General features: G+C 72.0%; 19 protein-coding genes. 14 read left to right on the top strand and 5 right to left on the bottom strand.

Annotated features, from left to right (window positions below; genetic code table 11):
* The first annotated feature begins 239 nt into the window (after window positions 1-239).
* Genes hutU through hutI form a run of 4 tightly spaced genes read left to right on the top strand, consistent with a single transcriptional unit; the run spans window position 240 to window position 5729 of the window.
* Entirely contained in the window at window positions 240-1919 is a 1680-nt protein-coding gene (hutU, locus tag ACFY93_RS11350) for a urocanate hydratase (protein WP_391356301.1), read from the top strand.
* A complete protein-coding gene (locus tag ACFY93_RS11345; protein ID WP_391356298.1) occupies window positions 1916-3133 on the top strand; it encodes an allantoate amidohydrolase in 1218 nt (405 codons plus the stop codon). The genes hutU and ACFY93_RS11345 overlap by 4 nt, the downstream gene beginning before the upstream one ends.
* Entirely contained in the window at window positions 3130-4518 is a 1389-nt protein-coding gene (locus ACFY93_RS11340; RefSeq protein WP_391356296.1) for a formimidoylglutamate deiminase, read from the top strand. The genes ACFY93_RS11345 and ACFY93_RS11340 overlap by 4 nt, the downstream gene beginning before the upstream one ends.
* A gap of 35 nt (window positions 4519-4553) precedes the next feature.
* Window positions 4554-5729 carry an imidazolonepropionase gene (gene hutI, locus ACFY93_RS11335; protein WP_391356292.1) on the top strand — a complete coding sequence of 392 codons (1176 nt, stop codon included), beginning with the start codon at window positions 4554-4556 and terminating at the stop codon, window positions 5727-5729.
* Between the two features lie 31 nt (window positions 5730-5760).
* Here hutI and ACFY93_RS11330 read toward each other — a convergent pair whose 3' ends face one another.
* Window positions 5761-6714, bottom strand: coding sequence for a SigB/SigF/SigG family RNA polymerase sigma factor (locus tag ACFY93_RS11330; protein ID WP_391356289.1), 954 nt, complete (start codon window positions 6712-6714; stop codon window positions 5761-5763).
* Between the two features lie 238 nt (window positions 6715-6952).
* Between ACFY93_RS11330 and ACFY93_RS11325 the strand changes: the two genes are divergently transcribed.
* Window positions 6953-7321 carry an anti-sigma factor antagonist gene (locus tag ACFY93_RS11325; protein ID WP_391356287.1) on the top strand — a complete coding sequence of 123 codons (369 nt, stop codon included), beginning with the start codon at window positions 6953-6955 and terminating at the stop codon, window positions 7319-7321.
* A 177-nt stretch (window positions 7322-7498) separates the two neighbouring features.
* A complete protein-coding gene (locus ACFY93_RS11320) occupies window positions 7499-8011 on the top strand; it encodes an ATP-binding protein (RefSeq protein WP_391356285.1) in 513 nt (170 codons plus the stop codon).
* 178 nt (window positions 8012-8189) lie between these two features.
* Here the strand turns inward: ACFY93_RS11320 and ACFY93_RS11315 are convergent, their stop codons facing one another.
* Window positions 8190-9686 carry an oligopeptide:H+ symporter gene (locus ACFY93_RS11315; RefSeq protein ID WP_391356282.1) on the bottom strand — a complete coding sequence of 499 codons (1497 nt, stop codon included), beginning with the start codon at window positions 9684-9686 and terminating at the stop codon, window positions 8190-8192.
* Between the two features lie 751 nt (window positions 9687-10437).
* Between ACFY93_RS11315 and ACFY93_RS11310 the strand changes: the two genes are divergently transcribed.
* Window positions 10438-11115, top strand: coding sequence for a response regulator transcription factor (locus ACFY93_RS11310; RefSeq protein ID WP_064533465.1), 678 nt, complete (start codon window positions 10438-10440; stop codon window positions 11113-11115).
* Window positions 11116-11237: 122 nt separating this feature from the next.
* Window positions 11238-12512 (top strand): ATP-binding protein, encoded by a 1275-nt coding sequence (locus tag ACFY93_RS11305; protein ID WP_391356278.1) that lies wholly within the window; start codon window positions 11238-11240, stop codon window positions 12510-12512.
* Between the two features lie 27 nt (window positions 12513-12539).
* Here the strand turns inward: ACFY93_RS11305 and ACFY93_RS11300 are convergent, their stop codons facing one another.
* Window positions 12540-13112, bottom strand: a complete 573-nt coding sequence (locus tag ACFY93_RS11300; RefSeq protein ID WP_391356802.1) for a GtrA family protein — start codon at window positions 13110-13112, stop codon at window positions 12540-12542.
* A gap of 207 nt (window positions 13113-13319) precedes the next feature.
* Here ACFY93_RS11300 and ACFY93_RS11295 point away from each other — a divergent pair, with 207 nt between their 5' ends.
* The 4 genes from ACFY93_RS11295 to ACFY93_RS11280 all read left to right on the top strand — a co-directional run bounded on the left by ACFY93_RS11295 (window position 13320) and on the right by ACFY93_RS11280 (window position 17712).
* On the top strand, window positions 13320-14459 hold the full coding sequence (locus ACFY93_RS11295; protein ID WP_391356275.1) for a 5-(carboxyamino)imidazole ribonucleotide synthase: 1140 nt from the start codon (window positions 13320-13322) through the stop codon (window positions 14457-14459).
* Window positions 14456-14998 carry a 5-(carboxyamino)imidazole ribonucleotide mutase gene (gene purE, locus ACFY93_RS11290; RefSeq protein ID WP_391356272.1) on the top strand — a complete coding sequence of 181 codons (543 nt, stop codon included), beginning with the start codon at window positions 14456-14458 and terminating at the stop codon, window positions 14996-14998. Before ACFY93_RS11295 ends, purE begins: the two co-directional genes overlap by 4 nt.
* Window positions 14999-15003: 5 nt before the next feature.
* Entirely contained in the window at window positions 15004-16215 is a 1212-nt protein-coding gene (locus tag ACFY93_RS11285) for a membrane dipeptidase (protein WP_391356799.1), read from the top strand.
* A gap of 255 nt (window positions 16216-16470) precedes the next feature.
* Entirely contained in the window at window positions 16471-17712 is a 1242-nt protein-coding gene (locus ACFY93_RS11280) for a membrane dipeptidase (protein ID WP_391356269.1), read from the top strand.
* Window positions 17713-17769: 57 nt separating this feature from the next.
* Here the strand turns inward: ACFY93_RS11280 and ACFY93_RS11275 are convergent, their stop codons facing one another.
* Entirely contained in the window at window positions 17770-18129 is a 360-nt protein-coding gene (locus tag ACFY93_RS11275; protein ID WP_391356267.1) for a VOC family protein, read from the bottom strand.
* A gap of 122 nt (window positions 18130-18251) precedes the next feature.
* Between ACFY93_RS11275 and ACFY93_RS11270 the strand changes: the two genes are divergently transcribed.
* On the top strand, window positions 18252-18752 hold the full coding sequence (locus tag ACFY93_RS11270) for a CGNR zinc finger domain-containing protein (protein ID WP_391356265.1): 501 nt from the start codon (window positions 18252-18254) through the stop codon (window positions 18750-18752).
* Window positions 18753-18913: 161 nt separating this feature from the next.
* Here the strand turns inward: ACFY93_RS11270 and ACFY93_RS11265 are convergent, their stop codons facing one another.
* A complete protein-coding gene (locus ACFY93_RS11265) occupies window positions 18914-20257 on the bottom strand; it encodes a nucleotide sugar dehydrogenase (protein ID WP_391356262.1) in 1344 nt (447 codons plus the stop codon).
* 296 nt (window positions 20258-20553) lie between these two features.
* On the opposite strand from ACFY93_RS11265, the gene ACFY93_RS11260 reads away from it, so the two are divergent.
* A complete protein-coding gene (locus tag ACFY93_RS11260) occupies window positions 20554-21711 on the top strand; it encodes an acyl-CoA dehydrogenase family protein (protein WP_391356260.1) in 1158 nt (385 codons plus the stop codon).
* Window positions 21712-22184 lie beyond the last annotated feature (473 nt).

The following is a 22184-nucleotide window of genomic DNA, read 5'->3' as shown; positions in this document are numbered from 1 at the left end:
GTGGCTCCCCTCCCGCCTCGGGTGTTCGGCTGAGTGACGGAGACGCTACGCAACGTGTGGTCGAAGAGTGAGTGTTCGGGCATTTTCCGGTGGAACATGCCCCGGCTGGCTAAGGTGGGTCGGCTCGGCACCCGGGAGTCGCGGTGGCGTATTGACTAGCTCTATTCAGGAGGCGACGATATGAATAATCACTGCAACAGTCCGCCAGAGAGTCAGAAGAGTCAGCTGGGAGGCAGACCATGTCAGGACCCCGCCCCGTACAGGCGCCGCGCGGTACGGAACTGAGCGCCCTGGGATGGCAGCAGGAGGCCGCCCTGCGGATGCTGCAGAACAACCTGGACCCCGAGGTCGCCGAGCACCCCGACAAGCTCGTCGTCTACGGCGGCACCGGCAAGGCCGCCCGCGACTGGCGCTCCTTCGACGCCATGGTCCGCACGCTGCGCACCCTCAAGCAGGACGAGACGATGCTCGTCCAGTCCGGCCGCCCCGTCGGCGTCATGCAGACCCACGAGTGGGCGCCGCGCGTCCTGCTCGCCAACTCCAACCTGGTGGGCGACTGGGCCAACTGGGAGGAGTTCCGGCGCCTGGAGGCCCTCGGCCTCACCATGTACGGCCAGATGACGGCCGGTTCCTGGATCTACATCGGCACCCAGGGCATCCTCCAGGGGACCTACGAGACGTTCGCCGCCGTCGCCGCGAAGCGGTTCGACGGCACCCTCGCCGGCACGATCACGCTCACCGCCGGTCTCGGCGGGATGGGCGGCGCCCAGCCGCTCGCCGTCACGATGAACGAGGGCGTCGTCATCTGCGTCGACTGCGACCCGCGCGCCATCGAACGCCGCATCGAGCACCGGTACCTGGACGTGCGGGCCGACAGCCTGGAGCACGCGCTCCAGCTCGCCGTCGAGGCCCGCGACCAGCGCAAGCCGCTCTCCATCGGCCTCCTCGGCAACGCGGCGGAGCTGCTGCCGCGGATGCTCGCCGAGGGCGCGCCCATCGACATCGTCACCGACCAGACGTCGGCGCACGACCCGCTGTCCTACCTCCCCGTCGGCGTCGACTTCGACGACATGGCGTCGTACGCGGCCAAGGACCCGGCCGGGTTCACCACCCGCGCACGCGAGTCGATGGCCCGCCACGTCGAGGCCATGGTCGGCTTCATGGACGCCGGAGCCGAGGTCTTCGACTACGGCAACTCCATCCGCGGCGAGGCACAGCTCGCCGGGTACGAGCGGGCGTTCGCCTTCCCCGGCTTCGTCCCCGCCTACATCCGGCCGCTGTTCTGCGAGGGCCGCGGCCCCTTCCGCTGGGCCGCCCTGTCCGGCGAGGCCTCCGACATCGCCAAGACCGACAAGGCGATCCTGGAGCTCTTCCCCGCGTCCGAGTCCGCGCAGAACGAGTCGCTGCACCGCTGGATCAGGATGGCCGGCGAGCGCGTCCACTTCCAGGGCCTCCCGGCCCGCATCTGCTGGCTCGGCTACGGCGAGCGCGACCGGGCGGGCGAGCGCTTCAACGACATGGTGGCGAGCGGCGAGCTGGCCGCCCCCCTGGCCATCGGCCGCGACCACCTCGACTGCGGCTCCGTCGCCTCCCCGTACCGCGAGACCGAGGCCATGCTCGACGGCTCCGACGCCATCGCCGACTGGCCCCTGCTGAACGCCATGGTGAACGTCGCCTCCGGAGCGTCCTGGGTCTCGATCCACCACGGCGGCGGCGTCGGCATGGGCCGCTCCATCCACGCCGGCCAGGTCTGCGTGGCCGACGGCACCCCGCTCGCCGGCGAGAAGATCCGCCGCGTCCTGACCAACGACCCCGGCATGGGCGTCGTCCGGCACGTCGACGCCGGATACGACATCGCCGAGTCGGTGGCGGACGAGCGCGGCGTGCGCGTGCCGATGCGCGAGGGCGGCGAGGCGTGACCTTCCACAGCATGTGGGCGGAGCTGCTGCCGATCGGCCGCGGCTCCGCCTCCGGCGGATACCGCAGGTACGCGTGGACGGCCGCCGACACCGACTGCCGTGCCTGGTTCCGCGCGCAGGCCGAGTCCCGCGGGCTCACGTACGAGGTCGACCGCAACGGCAACCAGTGGGCCTGGCTCGGCGACCCCGAGGCCGGGGACGCCGTGGTCACCGGGTCCCATCTGGACTCCGTCCCCGACGGCGGCGCCTTCGACGGCCCCCTCGGCGTCGTCTCCTCCTTCGCCGCCCTCGACGAGCTGCGGGCCCGCGACGCCCGGCTGGACAAGCCCCTCGCCGTCGTCAACTTCGGCGACGAGGAGGGCGCCCGCTTCGGGCTCGCCTGCGTCGGCTCCCGGCTCACCGCGGGCCGGCTGACCACCGAACAGGCCCACCGGCTCACCGACGCCGACGGGATCACCCTCCCGCGGGCCATGGAGGCCGCCGGGTACGACCCCGACGCCATCGGACCCGACCCGGAGCGGCTCGCCCGCATCGGTGCCTTCGTCGAACTGCACGTGGAACAGGGCCGCGCCCTCGACCTCAGCGGCGACCCGGTCGGCGTCGCCAGCGCCATCTGGCCGCACGGCCGCTGGCGGTTCGACTTCCGCGGCGAGGCCAACCACGCCGGCACCACCCGGCTGGTGGACCGCCGGGACCCGATGCTCCCGTACGCCGAGACCGTGCTGGCCGCCCGCCGCGAGGCCCGGCTGGCCGGCGCCGTCGCCACGTTCGGCAAGATCGCGGTCGAGCCGAACGGCGTCAACGCGATCCCCTCCCTGGTCCGCGGCTGGCTCGACTCCCGCGCCGCCGACCAGACGACCCTCGACACGGTCGTGGGCGGCGTCGAGAAGGCGGCCCGCGAGTACGCGGAGGCCCACGGCGTCGACCTGGACGTCGTCCGCGAGTCCTTCACCCCCGTCGTCGAGTTCGACCACGCCCTGCGGGACGAACTCGCCCGCGTCCTGGGCACGGACACGGGCCTGACCGTCCCCGTGCTGGGTACGGGCGCGGGACACGACGCCGGAATACTCTCCGGCACGATCCCGACCGCCATGCTGTTCGTACGCAACCCCACCGGCGTCTCGCACTCACCGGCCGAGTACGCCGCCGAGGACGACTGCGCTGCCGGAGTGACCGCGCTCGCCGACGTACTGGAAGGGCTGATCAGCAGGTGACGCAGACGTACTGGCTGGAGCACGCCTGGCTCGGCACCCTCCCCCGAGCTCTCGGCTCCGCTCGAGCAGGGGGGACCCCCATCGAGCCGGGCGTGGCCCTCGACGTCGCGGACGGCCGGATCGCCGCCGTCCGCACCGGCACCGCCACCCCGCCCCCCGGCGCCGAGATCCTGCGCGGCCTCACCCTTCCCGGACTCGCCAACGCCCACTCGCACGCCTTCCACCGCGCGCTGCGCTCGACCGTCCAGGTCGGCTCCGGCACCTTCTGGACGTGGCGCGAGGTCATGTACTCCGTCGCGGACCGGCTGACCCCGGACACCTACCACGCCCTCGCGCGCGCCGTGTACGCCGAGATGGCGCTCGCCGGCGTCACCGCCGTCGGCGAGTTCCACTACGTGCACCACGCCCCCGGCGGCACCCGCTACGCCGACCCCAACGCCATGGGCGAGGCCCTGATCGAGGCCGCCCGCGAGGCCGGCGTCAGGATCACCCTGCTCGACACCGCCTACTTCGCCGCCGGCATCCTCGACAAGCACACCGGCCACCCCCCGAACCGGCACCAGCTGCGCTTCTCCGACGGATCCGCCGACGCCTGGGCCGAACGCGCGGGGCAGCTCAAGGAACGCGACCACGCCCGCATCGGCGCCGCGATCCACTCCGTGCGCGCCGTCCCGGCCGCCCAGCTCCCCGCCGTCGCCGAGTGGGCGCGCACCCGCCACGCGCCCCTGCACGTCCACCTCTCCGAGCAGACCGCCGAGAACGACGCCTGCCTCCAGGCGCACGGCTGCACACCGACCCGGCTCCTCGCCGACCACGGAGTCCTGGGCGCCCGCACGACCGGCGTCCACAACACCCACCTCACCGACGAGGACATCGCGCTGCTCGGCGCCTCCGCCACCGGCACCTGCATGTGCCCGACGACGGAACGGGACCTGGCCGACGGCATAGGCCCGGCGACCGCGCTCCAGCGCGCCGGATCGCCGCTGTCCCTCGGCTCGGACAGCCACGCCGTCATCGACCTCCTCGAAGAGGCCCGCGCGATGGAGCTGAACGAACGCCTGCGCACCCGCAGCCGCGGCCACTGGACGGCGGCCGCCCTGCTGCGCGCCGCCTCCGCCGACGGCCACGCGGCCCTCGGCTGGGACGAGGCGGGCCGCCTGGAGGCCGGGGCGCTCGCCGACTTCACGACGATCGCCCTCGACTCGGTCAGAACAGCGGGACCGGTGCCGCGCCTCGGCGCCGAGACAGCCGTATTCGCCGCCTCCGCGGCGGATGTGCGCCACACGGTCGTGGCAGGCCGCCACGTCGTACGCGACGGGGCGCACACCCTGGTCCCCGACGTGCCGTCGGCCCTGGCGGACGCCGTGGCGGCCGTGCGCGCCTGACGCCCTCCCCGATCTTCGCCACCCACGAGGACACCATGAGCAGCACCACCGTCATTACCAACATCGCCTGCCTGGTCACCAACGACCCCTCCCTCGGCGACTCGTCCCCGCTCGGTCTGATCCGGGACGCGGCCGTCGTCGTCGAGGGCGAGCGCGTCGTGTGGACCGGTGAGTCAAGAAAAGCACCCGCCACCGACAACCGGGTCGACGCGGGCAGCCGGGCGGTGATCCCCGGCTTCGTGGACTCGCACTCCCACCTGGTCTTCGCGGGCGACCGCACCGAGGAGTTCAACGCCCGCATGTCGGGCCGCGGCTACACGGCGGGCGGCATCCGCACCACCGTCGCCGCGACCCGCGCCGCGAGCGACGCCGACCTCGAACGCAACGTCACCCGCTACCTCCGCGAGGCGCTGAGGCAGGGCACGACCACCTTCGAGACCAAGTCGGGGTACGGACTCACCGTCGAGGACGAGGCCCGCGCCCTGCGCATCGCCTCCCGGCACACCGACGAGGTCACCTACCTCGGCGCCCACATCGTGGCCCCGGAGCACGCCGACGACCCCGCCGCCTACGTCGGCCTCGTCACCGGCCCGATGCTCGACGCCTGCGCCCCGCACGCCCGCTGGATCGACGTCTTCTGCGAGAAGGGCGCCTTCGACGGCGACCAGGCCCGCGCGATCCTCACCGCGGGCCGTGCCAAGGGCCTCGTCCCGCGCATCCACGCCAACCAGCTCTCCTACGGCCCCGGCGTGCAGCTCGCCGTGGAACTGGACGCGGCCAGCGCCGACCACTGCACGCACCTCACCGACGCCGACGTGGACGCCCTGGCGAACGGCCGTACCGTCGCGACGCTGCTGCCCGGCGCCGAGTTCTCCACCCGCGCGCGGTGGCCCGACGCCCGGCGGCTCCTGGACGCGGGCGTCACCGTCGCCCTGTCGACCGACTGCAACCCGGGCTCCTCGTTCACGTCGTCCGTGCCGTTCTGCGTCGCGCTCGCGGTACGGGACATGGAGATGACGCCGGACGAGGCCCTCTGGTCGGCCACGGCGGGCGGTGCGGCGGCGCTGCGCCGGGAGGACGTCGGCCGTCTCTCCCCGGGAGCCCGCGCCGACCTGGTGTTCCTGGACGCGCCGAGCCACGTCCACCTCGCCTACCGCCCCGGCGTCCCTCTGGTGTCGCAGGTGTGGCGACGCGGGACGCCGGTCGCGTAGAGACGGCGGCGGCGGTGGTCGTACGGGCCGGTCAGTCCTCGGTCGTCAGGCCCTTGCGCAGCCGCACCAGCGTGCGGGAGAGCAGACGGGAGACGTGCATCTGGGAGATGCCCAGCTCCTCGCCGATCTCCGACTGCGTCATGTTGGCGACGAAGCGCAACGAGAGGATCTTGCGGTCGCGCGGCGGGAGGTCCGCGATCAGCGGCTTGAGGGACTCCACGTACTCGATGCCCTCGATGCCGTGGTCCTCGTAGCCGATGCGGTCCGCGAGGGCGCCCTCGGAGTCGTCCTCCTCCGGCTGCGCGTCGAGCGAGCTCGCCGTGTACGCGTTCGAGGCGGCCATGCCCTCGACGACCTCGTCGTCGGTGATGCCCAGGCGCGCCGCCAGCTCGCTCACCGTGGGGGAGCGGTCGAGCTGCTGGGCGAGTTCGTCACCCGCCTTGGCCAGGTCGAGGCGGAGCTCCTGGAGCCTGCGCGGCACGCGGACGGACCACGACGTGTCACGGAAGAAGCGCTTGATCTCGCCGATGATGGTCGGCATCGCGAAGGTGGGGAACTCGACCCCGCGGCTCAGCTCGAAACGGTCGATCGCCTTGATCAGGCCGATCGTGCCCACCTGGATGATGTCCTCCATCGGTTCGCTGCGGGAGCGGAAGCGGGAGGCGGCGAACTTCACCAGAGCGAGGTTGAGCTCGACCAGCGTGTTGCGCACGTACGCGTGCGCGTGCGTGCCCTCCTCGAGGGACTCCAGCCGCTCGAAGAGTGTCCTGGACAGGGCCCGTGCGTCCACCGGCCCCACCTCGTCGTAAGGGGGGATCTCCGGGAGCCCGACGAGCCCGTGGACGAGACCGGCGTCGGAGCCGGGGTCGAATCGTCCGTCGTCGAAACCAGGTGTGGTCCCGGGCTGGGTGGGAACCAGGGGGAGTGTCGACGTCGCCTGATGGATATGCGATGCGTCGAGCCGGGGTGACATGGTGTCCTCCATCGTTCTCGGCATATGGCTGCCGATGCCAATACGTGCACTGCGGTGTGCGGCGCCTCCGAAGCCGGCCGTGTCGATTAGCTGTCCGTACTAGCCCTACCCGCTTTCGCAAGCCCGCCGCAAGTGCGCTACCTGCGGAAATGTCCATTTTCGGGTACTTGTTCGGGTGTCGGAACCCGTGGTGAGGGCGTAGTGTTCGAGGGCATCAATCAGCAGTCACGACGGTCGGGAGAGAGACGGCATGGACCGCGGGACGGTCGGCAGCGCACAGTCGGGCCGACTTCTTGTCGAGGTGCGCGAAGAGGGTTCGAGCGCGGTGGTCACTCCGGCGGGTGAGCTGGATCACCACACCGCCGATCTGTTGCGTGAACCACTCGAGGAAGTTCTCGAGAAGGGATGTACGCGCCTTGTCGTGGACTGCTCGCGCCTGGAGTTCTGTGACTCCACGGGGCTGAACGTACTGCTCGGCGCCCGGCTGAAGGCCGAGGCGGCCGGTGGTGGGGTGCATCTGGCGGGGATGCTGCCGGTCGTGGCCCGGGTCTTCGAGATCACCGGCGCCGACGCGGTCTTCACCGTGCACGAAACGCTCGACGCGGCCCTCGCCGACTAGGCGGCCGGGGTGAGTGACATCGACCTCGTTCCCGAGCCGCTTCCGTGCGGCGGGGCCATTTCCGGCATCACAGTCTCGTTGCCGGGTACAGGGGTGTCCGGGCTGCGGCGCCGGGCAGGAGACATCAAGGACCGAGTCTCGACTCATGAACCGGTGAATCGGTGAGGTGAAGCGCTGATGAGCACCACCCGGCCTTACTCGCCGGGCGACCGCGGCCCGGACCCGGGTGCCGGCGGCGCTTCCGGGGCGCCCGGAGAGAGCGCCACCGCGCCTCCGGCGGGCGGCCAGGTCCGCAGACTGAGCTTCGACGGCGAGAGCGGCGTCGTGCCGCTCGCCCGCGACTTCACCCGCCAGGCGCTGTACGCGTGGGGCTGGCTGCCCGCGGCCACCGCCGACCGGCGGGCGGCCGCCGAGGACGTGCTGCTGGTCGTCTCGGAGCTGGTCACCAACGCCTGTCTGCACGCCGAGGGCCCCGACGAGCTCCAGATCGCCTGCGACAACAAGGTGCTGCGGATCGAGGTCTCCGACGGCGGTACGGGCCAGCCCGCGCCCCGCACCCCGCACCGCGCGGGCCGTCCCGGCGGCCACGGCATGTTCATCGTGCAGCGGCTCTGCCTGGACTGGGGCGTCCTCCGCACGTCCGGAGTCGCCGGCAAGCGGGTCTGGGCGGAGCTCGGAGCGCCCGAGTAGGAGCACGCGACGGCCCGCGACCGCCGGCGACAGCCGCCGGTCCGCCCGCCGTCCCGCGGCCACGCCGTCGCCCATCACGCCACGCCGCGCGAGGGGGCGTCGGCACCACCGACGCCGAAGGGCCGCCGCACCGGATCCGGTGCGGCGGCCCTTCGCGTGTGTCACGCCGGCCGTGGGGTCAGCGGACGGAGCCCATCAGCTCCTTGACCTTGCTGCGGTACATGAAGACCGCGACACCGGCGACCGCGGCGAGGCCGGCCTCCAGGGCCACGATGCCCATCTTGTTCAGGTCGACGCCCGCGATCGAGAGCAGACCGGTCGTGGCGTCGCCCGCGGTGACGGCCAGGAACCAGACACCCATCATCTGCGAGGCGTACTTCGCCGGGGCCATCTTCGTGGTCACGGAGAGGCCGACCGGGGAGAGCAGGAGCTCGCCGACGGTCTGCAGGAAGTAGATCGCCACCAGCCACATCGCGGCCGCCTTGTGACCGCCGTCGGCGATCGAGAGCGGGGCGAGGAACAGGAAGAAGGACGCGCCGACCAGCATCAGACCGGAGGCGAACTTGACGATCGTGCTCGGCTCCTTGCCCCGGCGGTTGAGCGCCAGCCACACCCAGGCGAAGACCGGCGCCAGTGCCATGATCATGACCGGGTTGACCGACTGGTACCAGGAGACCGGGAACTCCCAGCCGAAGACGGTGTTCTCGGCCGAGCCGTCCGCGAAGATCGACAGGGTCGAACCGCCCTGGTCGTAGATCATCCAGAACACGGCCGCGGCGACGAAGAACCAGATGTACGCGGTCATCTTCGACTGCTCGACGCCGTCGAGGTCCTTGTCACGCTTGATGCGGGCGATGACCCAGACGGGGATGAGCAGACCGGCGACGGTGATCGGGACCAGCAGCCAGTTCAGCGTGTAGACGCCGGAGAAGCCGACGATGCCGTAGAAGACGACGGCGACGGCCAGCCACAGCAGGCCCTTGCGCAGCGTCGAGGACTTCTCCGCGTCGGACAGCGGCGTCGGGACGACGCTGGAGCGGCCGCTCAGGTGGCGGCTGCCGAGGAGGAACTGGGCGAGACCCAGACCCATGCCGAGCGCGGCCAGCGCGAAGCCGAGGTGCCAGTTGACGTTCTCACCGATGGTGCCGATGATCAGCGGCGCCGCGAAGGCACCGACGTTGATGCCCACGTAGAAGAGCGTGAAGCCGCCGTCGCGGCGCGGGTCGTCCGGGCCGTCGTAGAGGTGGCCGACCATCGTCGAGATGTTGGCCTTGAGCAGGCCGGAACCGATCGCGACGAGGCCGAGGCCCGCGTAGAAGGTGCCGGCCGACGGCAGGGCCAGCGTCAGGTGGCCCAGCATGATGACGCCGCCGGCGACGGCGACGGTCTTGCGGGGGCCGAGGACGCGGTCCGCGAACCAGCCGCCGGGCAGGGCGAGCAGGTACACGAGCGACAGGTACACCGAGTAGATCGCGGTCGCGGTGGTCGCGCTCAGGTGGAGGCCGCCCGGAGCGACCAGGTACAGCGGCAGAAGTGCCCTCATGCCGTAGTAGGAGAAACGCTCCCACATCTCGGTCATGAAGAGAGTGGCCAGTCCGCGGGGGTGGCCGAAGAAGGTCTTCTCGGAACCGGGGGTACCCGGGCGGGCCGAGTCCTTCGTCAGGCTGGACGCCATGGTCGTTCCTTGCTGCTCGGGACGCGCGTCCCGATGTGGGGGGCGCGCCCGGTGGGGGGCGGCCGGCACCGGCGGTTCTCCGCCCACCCCGCACGCCCACGGGGATTCCGCTCCGGATCACGAAGCGGTGGACGACGACCACCGGGATCCACGCCCGCCGCGTACGACGCGGTCGGGCCCGGCCACAGGTCATTCCTTTCGAGGCCGGCGAATACCGGCCCGCACACAAAAGAGACCCTCGGCGTCAAATCCGCCGAAGGTCCCTGTGTGGTGCTACAGGCGTGTATTCACCATACGACATGCCGATGCGGCATATGGAAGGACTTGAGAGATGGATCACAGGTGACGACGGAACCACAAGGAGTATTCGAAGGTCCGTACAACGATCTCATCCCACAGCCGCAGGAGCGAACCGGCCGGTCGCGGAGAGCGAAACCCGGAGCGGACTCGGAGCGGGCGGAGGCCGGAAGTGTGAACCGAGGGGTCCGCGGACCCGCGCCCGGCCGCGACCCGCCCCGGCGGGCCCCGCGGCCGGAGCGGGAAGCGCGGCCCGCCGTCGGGCACGGGCCGCCGGCCGCCCACCGGATGTCCGGCGGCGGCCGGCGGACCGCTCAGCGCGCTTCCGCACCGAACGGTCGCAGCCACGGGTAAGAACCCCCGCACGCCAAGGTAAGAAGCCCGCGCCCGTGCGCCGGGAGCCCGCTTCGCGATCACCTGACGGCCGCCGTGCGCGGCGGTCTACCATCACCCCATGACCCGTGTACTGCTCGCCGAGGACGACGCGTCCATCTCGGAGCCGCTGGCCCGTGCCCTGCGCAGGGAGGGTTACGAGGTCGAAGTACGCGAGGACGGACCCACCGCGCTCGACGCCGGGATGCAGGGCGGCGTCGATCTGGTCGTCCTGGACCTCGGACTGCCCGGCATGGACGGTCTGGAGGTCGCCCGCCGGCTGCGCGCCGAGGGGCACGCGGTGCCGATCCTGATCCTCACCGCGCGCGCCGACGAGGTGGACACCGTCGTCGGCCTCGACGCGGGCGCCGACGACTACGTCACCAAGCCCTTCCGCCTCGCCGAACTCCTCGCCCGGGTCCGCGCGCTGCTGCGGCGCGGCGCCGCCGAGCCCCAGCAGCCGCCCGCCACCCACGGCGTGCGCATCGACGTCGAGTCGCACCGCGCCTGGATGGGCGACGAGGAACTCCAGCTCACCGCCAAGGAGTTCGACCTGCTCCGGGTCCTCGTCCGGGACGCGGGCCGGGTCGTCACCCGCGACCAGCTGATGCGCGAGGTGTGGGACACCACCTGGTGGTCGTCGACGAAGACCCTCGACATGCACATCTCCTGGCTGCGCAAGAAGCTCGGCGACGACGCGGCCAACCCCCGCTACATCGCGACGGTCCGAGGGGTCGGCTTCCGCTTCGAGAAGAGCTGAGTCCGGAGCGGACCCGGGGCCTTTCGTCCGGGTCGTGCCGGGCTCGCGGCCCCTGATCCGAACGGAAGACCCCAGCCCGCCGGGGGCCCCGAGTTCACGTACGCCACCTGTCCGGAGGCCCTGTGCGTCGCCGTCTCATCAACTCCACGCTCGCCGTGGTGCTCGTCGTGATCGCCGTCTTCGGGCTCTCCCTGGTGATCGTCGAGACCCGCACGATCAGCAACAGCGCGCAGGAGCGGGTGGACTCCGAGGCGCTGCGCCTCGCGAGCATCGTGGACAGCAGGATCCTCGGCGACGAGCAGATCACCGCGGAGATCCTCCAGGACCAGGTCGCCGACGCCCGGTACGCCATGATCCGGCTCCCCGGCCGGGCGCCCATCGAGATCGGCACCGAGCCGGCCGGGGACGTCATCCACGCCAGGGCCACCGGTGAGCAGGGCGAGACGGTCACCGTCGAGGAGTCTCGCTCGTCCGTGACCCGGGAGGTCGGCCGGACCCTGCTGATCATCGGCGCCGTGGCCCTGCTCGCCGTGATCGCCGCCGTCCTGCTGGCCGTGCGCCAGGCCAACCGCCTCACCTCCCCGCTCACCGACCTCGCCGAGACGGCGGAACGGCTGGGCTCCGGCGACCCGCGACCGCGCCACAAGCGGTACGGGGTCGCGGAGCTGGACCGCGTCGCCGACGTCCTGGACGGCAGCGCGGAGCGGATCGCCCGGATGCTCACCGCCGAGCGCCGGCTGGCCGCCGATGCCTCCCACCAGCTGCGTACACCGCTGACCGCGCTGTCCATGCGGCTGGAGGAGATCACCCTCACCGACGATCCGGACACGGTGAAGGAGGAGGCGACGATCGCGCTGGCCCAGGTCGAGCGGCTCACGGACGTCGTGGAGCGGCTGCTGACCAACGCGCGCGACCCGCGGACGGGCTCCGCCGTCTCCTTCGACCTGGACGAGGTCATCAAGCAGCAGCTGGAGGAGTGGCGCCCGGCCTACCGCAGCGCGGGCCGTGCCATCGTCACCTCGGGCAAGCGGCATCTGCGGGCGGTCGGCACCCCGGGCGCCGTCGCCCAGGTCCTCGCGGCACTGATCGAGAACTCACTGATGCACGGTGGCGGCACCGTCGCCCTGCGCACCCGTGTCACCGGCAACCAGGCCGTCGTGGAGGTCACCGACGAGGGCAGCGGCGTACCCGGTGACCTGGGCGCCCGTATCTTCGAGCGGGCGATCAGCGGCCGCAACTCCACGGGGATCGGGCTGGCCGTCGCCCGCGACCTCGCCGAGGCCGACGGCGGCCGTCTGGAGATGCTCCAGGCCCAGCCCCCGGTCTTCGGCCTCTTCCTGTCCCGCACCCCGCTGAAGCGGCCCGCGGAGGGCGACGCGGAGCCGACGGTCAGATAGCGGGTCGCCGACGGGTGGCGCGCCGGGTCAGCCGACCCGCTGCGTGGAGCGTTCCGCGCGGCCCGGGTCCGGCCGGTCGAGGACCGCCTCCGTGCGCGGCCCGGCATCGACCGCTCCGGCCGCCGCGGCGCTCTCGTGGGCCGGAAGCGTGCGGAAGACCCAGGTCCGGTAGGACCAGAAGCGGAAGAGGGTCGCCACACCGATGCCGACGAACTTGAAGATGTTGCTCTGCAGCCGGCTGTCCCAGCCGAACCCGTACGTCGCCGCGTACAGCACGCCGTTCTCGATCACCAGGCCGACCGCGCTGAACAGCAGGAACAGGGTAAGTTCCTTGGTGCGGCCGCCCTTGTCGCGGTCCCGGTAGGTGAAATAGCGGAAGCCCACGTAGTTGAAGGCGATGGCGACGACGGTGGCGATGACGCTCGCCCGCACGACCTGCAGGCCGGTGGTGTTGCGCACCAGGTTGAACACGAGCAGGTTGACCAGCAGCCCCGCCCCGCCGACCGCGCCGAACTTCACCAGTTCCGCCGCGAACCGGTCGATCTGGCGGCGTACCGCGCTCCGGGGCGCCGGACGACGCCCCGACGAAGCACTGTCCATGGTGTCGCCAGCCCCCATCGGTCCGGTGTCGGCGCCGTATGTGACGCCCTCGTGGTGTTCCTGGTCGGATTTCGTCGACCAAGCCACTCTAACCAGGTGCCCCCCGCGCCGCCCGCGTACCTGTGTCCCGCCCCGCGCCCACCGGGCCCGGTGGCCGGAACCCAGTGGCCGGAACGGGCCGCCCCGGCCGCCCGATACCCTGGGGGCGTGACGTTTCCGGTAGTCGGCATGGTCGGCGGTGGCCAGCTCGCTCGTATGACACACGAGGCAGGCATCCCGCTCGGCATCAAGTTCAAGCTCCTCAGTGACACGCCCCAGGATTCCGCGGCGCAGGTGGTCGGCGAGGTCGTCGTCGGCGACTACCGCGACCTGGAGACGCTGCGCGACTTCGCGCGGGGCTGTGACGTGATCACCTTCGATCACGAGCACGTCCCCACCGAGCACCTGCGGGCCCTGGAGGCGGACGGCATCCCCGTGCGCCCCGGCCCCGACGCGCTCGTGCACGCCCAGGACAAGGGCGTGATGCGGGCGAGGCTCGACGCGATCGGTGTGCCCTGTCCGCGGCACCGGATCGTCGCCGGTCCCGAGGACGTGGCGGCGTTCGCGGCGGAGGGCGAAGGCTTCCCCGTCGTCCTCAAGACGGTCCGCGGCGGGTACGACGGCAAGGGCGTGTGGGTCGTCGACTCCGCCGAGGAGGCCGCCGAGCCGTTCCGCGCCGGCGTTCCCGTGCTCGCCGAGGAGAAGGTCGACTTCGTCCGTGAGCTCGCGGCGAACGTCGTCCGCTCCCCGCACGGCCAGGCCGTCGCCTACCCCGTCGTCGAGTCCCGGCAGGTGAACGGCGTCTGCGACACGGTCATCGCGCCCGCGCCCGGTCTCGACGAGGACCTCGCGCTGCGGGCCGAGGAGATGGCGCTGAACATCGCCAAGGAACTCGGTGTCGTCGGCCACCTCGCGGTCGAGCTGTTCCAGACCCGCGACGGCCGCATCCTCGTCAACGAGCTCGCGATGCGCCCGCACAACTCAGGCCACTGGTCGATGGACGGCGCGATCACCTCCCAGTTCGCCAACCACGTACGCGCCGTCCTGGACCTGCCCCTCGGCGACCCGCGCCCGCGCGCCCCGTGGACGGTCATGGTCAACGTCCTCGGCGGTGACTACCCGGACATGTACTCCGCGTATCTGCACTGCATGGCCCGCGATCCCCAGCTCAAGATCCACATGTACGGCAAGGACGTGAAGCCCGGCCGCAAGGTCGGCCACGTCAACACCTACGGCGACGACCTGGACGACGTCCTGGAGCGCGCGCGGCACGCAGCCGGATACCTGAGAGGCACGATCACCGAATGAGCACGTCCCCGCAGTCGCCCGTCGTCGGCATCGTCATGGGCTCCGACAGTGACTGGCCCGTCATGGAGGCCGCCGCCAAGGCCCTCGACGAGTTCGAGATCCCCTACGAGGTCGACGTCGTCTCCGCGCACCGCATGGCGCGCGAGATGATCACGTACGGCGAGCAGGCGGCCGACCGCGGCCTCAGGACGATCATCGCGGGCGCGGGCGGCGCCGCCCATCTGCCCGGAATGCTGGCCTCGGTCACCCCGCTGCCCGTCATCGGCGTGCCGGTCCCGCTGAAGTACCTGGACGGCATGGACTCGCTGCTGTCGATCGTCCAGATGCCGGCCGGCGTCCCCGTCGCCACGGTCTCCGTCGGCGGCGCGCGCAACGCCGGACTGCTGGCCGCCCGGATCCTCGCCGCGCACGACGAGGAACTCCTCGGCCGTATGCGCGAGTTCCAGCAGGAGCTCAACGACCAGGCCACCGAGAAGGGCAAGCGGCTGCGCTCCAAGGTCGAGAACGCGGCGGGCAGCGGCTTCGGATTCGGGAAGTGACGCCCGTGCCCTCCCCGGACGAGACCCGCGGCACCTCCCTCGACCGGGCGCGCGCCCTCCTCGCCGACTTCCCCGTCGTCGACGGGCACAACGACCTGCCGTGGGCCCTGCGCGAGCAGGTCCGCTACGACATCGGCGCCCGCGACATCGCCACCGACCAGAGCGCCCACCTCCACACCGACCTGGCGCGGCTGCGCGCGGGCGGCGTCGGCGCGCAGTTCTGGTCGGTGTACGTGCGCTCCGACCTGCCGGGCGCCGTCACCGCGACGCTGGAGCAGGTCGACTGCGTACGGCAGCTGATCGAGCGCTACCCCGCCGACCTGCGGGCCGCGCTGACCGCCGCCGACATGGAGGCGGCGCGCGCCGAGGGCCGCATCGCCTCCCTGATGGGGGCGGAGGGCGGCCACTCCATCGACAACTCCCTCGGCACCCTGCGGCAGCTGTACGCGCTCGGCGTGCGCTACATGACGCTCACCCACAACGACAACAACGACTGGGCGGACTCGGCGACGGACACCCCGCGCACCGGCGGCCTGTCGGCCTTCGGCCGCGAGGTCGTACGGGAGATGAACCGCGAGGGGATGCTCGTCGACCTCTCGCACGTCGCCGCGACGACCATGCGGGACGCCCTCGACACCTCGGCGGCGCCGGTCATCTTCTCCCACTCCTCGGCCCGCGCCGTCTGCGACCACCCGCGCAACATCCCGGACGACGTCCTGGAGCGGCTGCCCGCCAACGGGGGAGTGGCGATGGCCACGTTCGTCCCCAAGTTCGTGCTCCAGGCGGCCGTCGACTGGACCGCGGCGGCCGACGACAACATGCGCCGGCACGGCTTCCACCACCTCGCCACGACCGCCGAGGCGATGAAGGTCCACCGCGCCTTCGAGGAGACCCACCCGCGCCCCGTCGCCACGGTGGCCACGGTCGCCGACCACCTCGACCACATGCGCGAGGCGGCCGGAGTCGATCACATCGGCATCGGCGGCGACTACGACGGCACCGCGTTCACCCCGGACGGCCTCGACGACGTCGCCGGGTACCCGAACCTGGTCGCCGAGCTCCTGGACCGCGGCTGGTCCCGCTCCGACCTCGCCAAGCTGACCTGGCAGAACGCGGTACGGGTGCTGGGCGCGGCGGAGGACGTCTCCCGCGAGCTGCGGGCGAGCCGGGCCCCGTCGAACGCGACCCTGCGGCAGCTGGACGACGCGAGCCGGTAACCGCCGGCTCCTGGCGCGGTCCGGGGGTACGCGCCCGTGCGCGCGTACCCCCGTGACGCCGGTTCCTCGGGGCTCGCCGGGCTGCCGTTCGCGCCCGTGCGTGCGTAGCCCGGCGTCCGGGCGGGCGCCGGGCGGGTCCGCGGTACGCGCCCGTGCGCGCGTACCCCCGAACGCCCCGCCCATCAGGAAGCCCCCGGACCCGCGTGCGACGGTGTGAGAGCCGCTGCGACCACGCTCACTCACCGGAGTCCCGCCATGGCCGACCTGCAGGACGAACTGCGCACCACCGCCGAGGTGGGCGACCTCGACCCCTCACCGTCCGCACCGGCGACCGGCCCACTGCCCCTGGACCGGCGGGAGGCCCCGCCCGGCGTGCCGGCGACCGCCGGGGCCGGGCTCCAGGACGAAGCCGGCCTCGCGGACGAGGCGCCTTCGCTCCCGCCGGAGGGCGACCCCCTGTCCGGTGCTCTCGCCGACTCCCTCCAGCGGGCGCGCGCCCTGCTCGACGCCCACCCCGTCGCCGACGGCTGCAACGGCCTGGCGACGGCGCTGCGCCGCCTCCACTTCTACGACCTGGAGCTGGGCGAGAGCGCCGTCGACACCGACCTGCCCCGGCTGCGCGACGGACGGGTCGGCGCCCTCTTCTGCTCGCTGCACCTGCCCGAGGGCGTCACCGGGGACCAGGCGGTCGGCGCGACCCTGGAACTGCTGGACGTGGTGAGGCGGGTGATCGGGGAGCACCCCGAGGGACTGCGGGCGGCCCGCGACGCGAGCGAGGCCGCCGACGCCCGCCACTGCGGACGGGTGGCCGTGCTGCTCGGTCCCGCCGGAGCCGCCGCGATCGGCGACTCACTGGGCGTCCTGCGCTCCCTGCACGCGCTCGGGCTGCGCGTCCTCACCCTCACCGGCACGTCCTGGGCGGGCGACGCGGGCCTGACCAGGTTCGGCGAGGAGGTGGTCCGGGAGATGAACCGGCTCGGTGTCCTCGCCGACCTCTCCGGGGCCTCGGACGCCACCGCCCGCCGTGCCCTCGCGGTCTCCAGGGCGCCGGTCCTGTGCACCCGCTCGGCCGCCCGCGCCCTGCGCCCCCATCCGGCCAACCTCCCCGACGACGTCCTCGCCGCGCTGGGCGCCGCCGGGGGACTGTGCATGGTGCCACTCACGGCCGAGCAGACGGGCCCGGCGGTACGGGACGTGGCCGACCACCTCGACCACGTCCGGCGGCTCGCGGGCCCCGAGTGCGTCGGCCTCTCGGGCACCTACGACACGGGGGCCGCCCACCCGCGTGGACTGGCCGACTGCTCCCGCTACCCCCGTCTGGTCGCCGAGCTGCTCGACCGTGGCTGGTCCCCGGCCGACCTCGCCCTGCTCACCTGGGGCAACGTCCAGCGGGTGCTGCGCGGCGCGGACTTCGCGGGCCGCGCCGCCCGCACCCGCCGGGGCCCGTCCACCCTGCGGCCGGCGGACCTGGACGGAGCGCGCCCGGGCGGCGGCTGACCCTCAGGTCCCGCCCCGCCGACCGGTGCGCGCCACCGCTTGCCGCCGGGCCGCCGCTCAGCAGGCGCAGAGGCAGAACGGATGCCCCGCCGGATCGGCGTAGACGCGCCAGTTGCGCGACCGGTCGGCGGCGTCCAGCACCGTCGCGCCGAGCGCGAGGACACCCTTCTCCGCCGTGTCCAGGTCGTTCACGGTCAGGTCCAGATGGAACTGCTGCGAGGCGTCGGCCGCGGGCCACTTCGGCGGTACGTGGCCGGGCGCGGCCTGGAACGCCAGCGTCCGCCCGCCGGGCAGCCGCAGGTCGATCCAGTCGCCCTCTCCCTCGGCCGTGCCGCCGAGCACCTCGGCGTAGAACGCGGCGAGCGCGCCCGGGTCGGGACAGTCCAGGACGACGGCTCCCAGTTCGGCGATTGCCATGGGTTTCTCCTCGATCGGTGACCACTGACCGGTGACCATGCGGACATGGCGCTGTTACCGGTAAGCGGCCTCTACCGGTAACGGTTACTGCATGCTGCCCCATTGGAGGTAACGTCGCAACCATGAATGACCGCGCCCCCGCACCGGACGGCCTCGCGCTCGTGGAGGCCCTGGTCAACACGGTGGATCTGGCGACGGGCGCCGACACCCTGGACACGGCCGAGGGCCGCGCGGCGTTCGGCCTGCGCGAGGAGGAGGTACCGGAGGCACGGGAGCTGCGGGAGTCGCTGCGCGCCGTCTGCCTGGCGCACGCGGGGCACCCGCCGCACCGGGCGGTGACACCCCTGGGCGCCCTGCTGGCGCGGGCGCCGCTGCTGGTCGCCGTCGACGAGAGCGACGGCTCGGCGGCCCTCGCCCCCGTGGACGCGGCGCCGCTGCCCTCCCGCGTGGCGGCAGCCGTCGCGGAGGCCCTCACCGCCGGGACCTGGCTCCGCCTCAAGGCCTGCGAACTGCCCACCTGCCACTGGGCGTACTACGACCGCAGCCCGGCCGGCCGCGGCCGCTGGTGCTCCATGGCGGTGTGCGGGGCCCGCGCGAAGATGCGCCGCTACCGCGCGAAGTAGCGATCAACGGACAGCGAAGCCGCCGGTTGTGCCGCGCGGGCGGGGACGACGGTGGACAATACGAACGGACGCCGGTCCGGCCGACTGAGCCTCGGCCGGACCGGCGTCACCCGTCCGTGGTGCGCGGCGCCGCGCTGTGACGCGCCGCGCTGCGCCGTGTTCTAGGCGGTCGGCCGCCCCATCGCCCGGTAGGTCCAGCCCGCCCGGCGCCACAGCTCCGGGTCGAGGGCGTTGCGTCCGTCGAGGAGCACGCGGGCGGCGGTCACCTCGCCCAGCGCCTCCGGGTCCAGCTCCCGGAACTCGCGCCACTCCGTGAGGTGCAGGACGACGTCGGCGCCCCGTATGGCCGAGGCGGCCGAGTCGGCGTAGCCGAGCGTCGGGAAGAGCCGGCGCGCGTTCTCCATGCCCTTCGGGTCATAGACGGTGACCTGGCCGCCCTGGAGGTGGATCTGCCCCGCGACGTTCAGCGCGGGCGAGTCCCGCACGTCGTCCGAGTCGGGCTTGAACGTCGCGCCGAGCACGGCCACGCGCTTGCCCAGGAAGGAACCGCCGCCCAGCGCCTCGCGCGCCATCTCGACCATCTGGCCGCGCCGTCGCATGTTGATGGAGTCGATCTCCCGCAGGAAGGTGAGCGCCTGGTCGGCGCCCAGCTCACCGGCGCGCGCCATGAACGCCCGGATGTCCTTCGGCAGACAGCCGCCGCCGAAGCCGATCCCGGCCCGCAGGAACTTCCGCCCGATCCGGTCGTCGTGCCCGATCGCCTCGGCCAGCTTGGCGACGTCGCCGCCGGCGGCCTCGCAGACCTCCGCCATCGCGTTGATGAAGGAGATCTTGGTGGCGAGGAACGAGTTCGCGGAGGTCTTCACCAGCTCGGCGGTCGGGAAGTCGGTCACCACGAACGGCGAACCCTCGCTCACCGGCGTCGTGTACACCTCGCGCAGCAGCTTCTCGGCCCGCTCGCCGCGGACACCGACGACGATCCGGTCGGGGTGCAGCGTGTCCTGCACGGCGAAGCCCTCGCGCAGGAACTCCGGGTTCCAGGCCAGCTCGGCGTCCTCGCCCGCGGGGGCGCGCTCGGCGAGGACGCGGGCCAGCCGGTCCGCGGAGCCGACGGGGACGGTGGACTTGCCGACGACCAGGGCGGGCCCCTTGAGGTGCGGGGCGAGCAGCTCGAAGGCGGAGTCGACGTAGCTCATGTCGCAGGCGTACTCGCCGTGCTTCTGGGGCGTGTTCACGCAGACGAAGTGGACGTCGCCGAAGTCGCCGACCTCGGCCCAGTCCATGGTGAACCGCAGCCGCCCGGTGGACCCCTCGATACCGGCGACGTGCTTGCGCAGCAGTTCCTCGAGACCGGGCTCGTACATCGGGACCTCGCCCCGCTGCAGCATCTCGATCTTCTCGGGCACCACGTCGAGCCCTAGGACCTCGAAGCCGAGCTCGGCCATGGCCGCGGCGTGCGTGGCGCCGAGATAGCCGGTGCCGATCACGGTGATCTTGAGGGCCATGGATGCTCCAGAGGTCTGCGGCCGCGGGTGCGCTCGTGGGTGCGTTCGACTAGGTGTCCAGCAAGGTGCGCTCATAAGTGCGCGGACCGAGCATAGTCCGGGCATGACAGGGCTTCTCACGGGGCAACTTCCCCTTGCCGGCGTACACGTCCGCGCCCGTGCCCCCGGCTCGTTCCGCGCCCGGGTCCGCGCCCTGTCGCCAAGCTCACGTGTCCAGCCCGTGGGCGGCTGTGCGGGCGGAGCCGTAAAATTTGAGTTACTTAACGGTAGTTAGCGTCCTTGGAGCGTGAGAGACCTTGGCCGGATCGGCTGATTTCGACCTGTACCGCCCGTCCGAGGAGCACGACATGCTCCGCGACGCGATCCGTTCGCTGGCCGAGGCGAAGATCGCCCCGTTCGCCGCCGCGGTGGACGAGGAGGCCCGCTTCCCCCGCGAGGCCCACGACGCCCTGGTCGCGAACGACCTGCACGCCGTGCACGTGCCGGAGAGCTACGGCGGCGCGGGCGCGGACGCGCTCGCGACGGTCATCGTGATCGAGGAGGTGGCCCGCGTCTGCGCGTCGTCCTCCCTGATCCCCGCCGTGAACAAGCTCGGTTCGCTCCCGGTGATCCTCTCCGGCTCCGAGGACCTGAAGAAGAAGTACATGACGCCGCTCGCCAAGGGCGACGGCATGTTCTCCTACTGCCTCTCCGAGCCCGACGCCGGCTCCGACGCGGCCGGCATGAAGACGAAGGCCGTCCGCGACGGCGACTTCTGGGTGCTGAACGGGGTCAAGCGCTGGATCACCAACGCCGGTGAGTCCGAGTACTACACGGTGATGGCCGTCACCGACCCGACGAAGCGCTCGAAGGGCATCTCCGCCTTCGTCGTCGAGAAGTCCGACGAGGGCGTCTCCTTCGGCGCCCCGGAGAAGAAGCTCGGCATCAAGGGCTCCCCGACCCGCGAGGTCTACCTCGACAACGTCCGCATCCCCGCCGACCGCATGATCGGCGAGGAGGGCACCGGCTTCGCCACCGCGATGAAGACGCTGGACCACACCCGCATCACCATCGCCGCCCAGGCCCTCGGCATCGCCCAGGGCGCCCTCGACTACGCCAAGGGCTACGTCAAGGAGCGCAAGCAGTTCGGCAAGCCGATCGCCGACTTCCAGGGCATCCAGTTCATGCTCGCCGACATGGCCATGAAGATCGAGGCCGCCCGCCAGCTCACCTACGCGGCCGCCGCCAAGTCCGAGCGCGGCGACAGCGACCTCACCTTCCAGGGCGCCGCTGCCAAGTGCTTCGCCTCCGACGTCGCCATGGAGGTCACCACGGACGCCGTCCAGCTCCTCGGCGGCTACGGCTACACCCGCGACTACCCGGTCGAACGCATGATGCGCGACGCCAAGATCACCCAGATATACGAGGGCACGAACCAGGTCCAGCGCATCGTGATGGCGCGGAACCTTCCCTAGCAGGGTTTTCCAGCAACAACACAGCCCCCGGCATGACGCCGGGGGCTGTTGTCGTACGCGGACCAGACGGCCCACCGCTTCGCGAAGTCGTCGGCCCTGGCGACCATTCGACATCTCCTCGGATGGCGGCCGATATCCGCCGCCACATTCGTTGATCACTGCACATTCAACAAGCCAGAAGCTCCCGCCGACCTGGCTGAAACAGGTAGTTCGCTGTGTGCTGGACGGACGATTTTCACTCCGTGGCCATAAAGCGACTGTCGCTATTTCACGTTTGCGGGAAGTGTGAGGCGGAAGTGTGGCTTCCGTCATAACTGGGTGGTGTTGATCGACGATCAAATGAGTGGGCAGTCAGCAACTACCCATCGGCGGATTCGTGTTACTGAGGTTGAACTCGTGGTGTCGCAGGGGCTGACGGCTCGTCGCTCGTGCGGTATCACCGGGGCATGCGGTATCCACAAGGGGGCGGGCTG

The organism is Streptomyces sp. NPDC008313, from assembly GCF_042956125.1.
Taxonomy (GTDB): Bacteria; Actinomycetota; Actinomycetes; order Streptomycetales; family Streptomycetaceae; genus Streptomyces.
Note: the sequence above shows the minus strand (reverse complement) of the source record. Positions and strands in the feature narration are given on the sequence as shown.

Excerpts from the sequence above, each read along its gene's own strand:
- hutU (WP_391356301.1), top strand. The coding sequence starts at position 240 with ATGTCAGGACCCCGCCCCGTACAGGCGCCGCGCGGTACGGAACTGAGC.
- hutI (WP_391356292.1), top strand. The coding sequence starts at position 4,554 with ATGAGCAGCACCACCGTCATTACCAACATCGCCTGCCTGGTCACCAAC.
- ACFY93_RS11330 (WP_391356289.1), bottom strand. The coding sequence starts at position 6,714 with ATGGAGGACACCATGTCACCCCGGCTCGACGCATCGCATATCCATCAG.
- ACFY93_RS11325 (WP_391356287.1), top strand. The coding sequence starts at position 6,953 with ATGGACCGCGGGACGGTCGGCAGCGCACAGTCGGGCCGACTTCTTGTC.
- ACFY93_RS11320 (WP_391356285.1), top strand. The coding sequence starts at position 7,499 with ATGAGCACCACCCGGCCTTACTCGCCGGGCGACCGCGGCCCGGACCCG.
- ACFY93_RS11315 (WP_391356282.1), bottom strand. The coding sequence starts at position 9,686 with ATGGCGTCCAGCCTGACGAAGGACTCGGCCCGCCCGGGTACCCCCGGT.
- ACFY93_RS11310 (WP_064533465.1), top strand. The coding sequence starts at position 10,438 with ATGACCCGTGTACTGCTCGCCGAGGACGACGCGTCCATCTCGGAGCCG.
- ACFY93_RS11300 (WP_391356802.1), bottom strand. The coding sequence starts at position 13,112 with ATGGACAGTGCTTCGTCGGGGCGTCGTCCGGCGCCCCGGAGCGCGGTA.
- purE (WP_391356272.1), top strand. The coding sequence starts at position 14,456 with ATGAGCACGTCCCCGCAGTCGCCCGTCGTCGGCATCGTCATGGGCTCC.
- ACFY93_RS11280 (WP_391356269.1), top strand. The coding sequence starts at position 16,471 with ATGGCCGACCTGCAGGACGAACTGCGCACCACCGCCGAGGTGGGCGAC.
- ACFY93_RS11275 (WP_391356267.1), bottom strand. The coding sequence starts at position 18,129 with ATGGCAATCGCCGAACTGGGAGCCGTCGTCCTGGACTGTCCCGACCCG.
- ACFY93_RS11270 (WP_391356265.1), top strand. The coding sequence starts at position 18,252 with ATGAATGACCGCGCCCCCGCACCGGACGGCCTCGCGCTCGTGGAGGCC.
- ACFY93_RS11265 (WP_391356262.1), bottom strand. The coding sequence starts at position 20,257 with ATGGCCCTCAAGATCACCGTGATCGGCACCGGCTATCTCGGCGCCACG.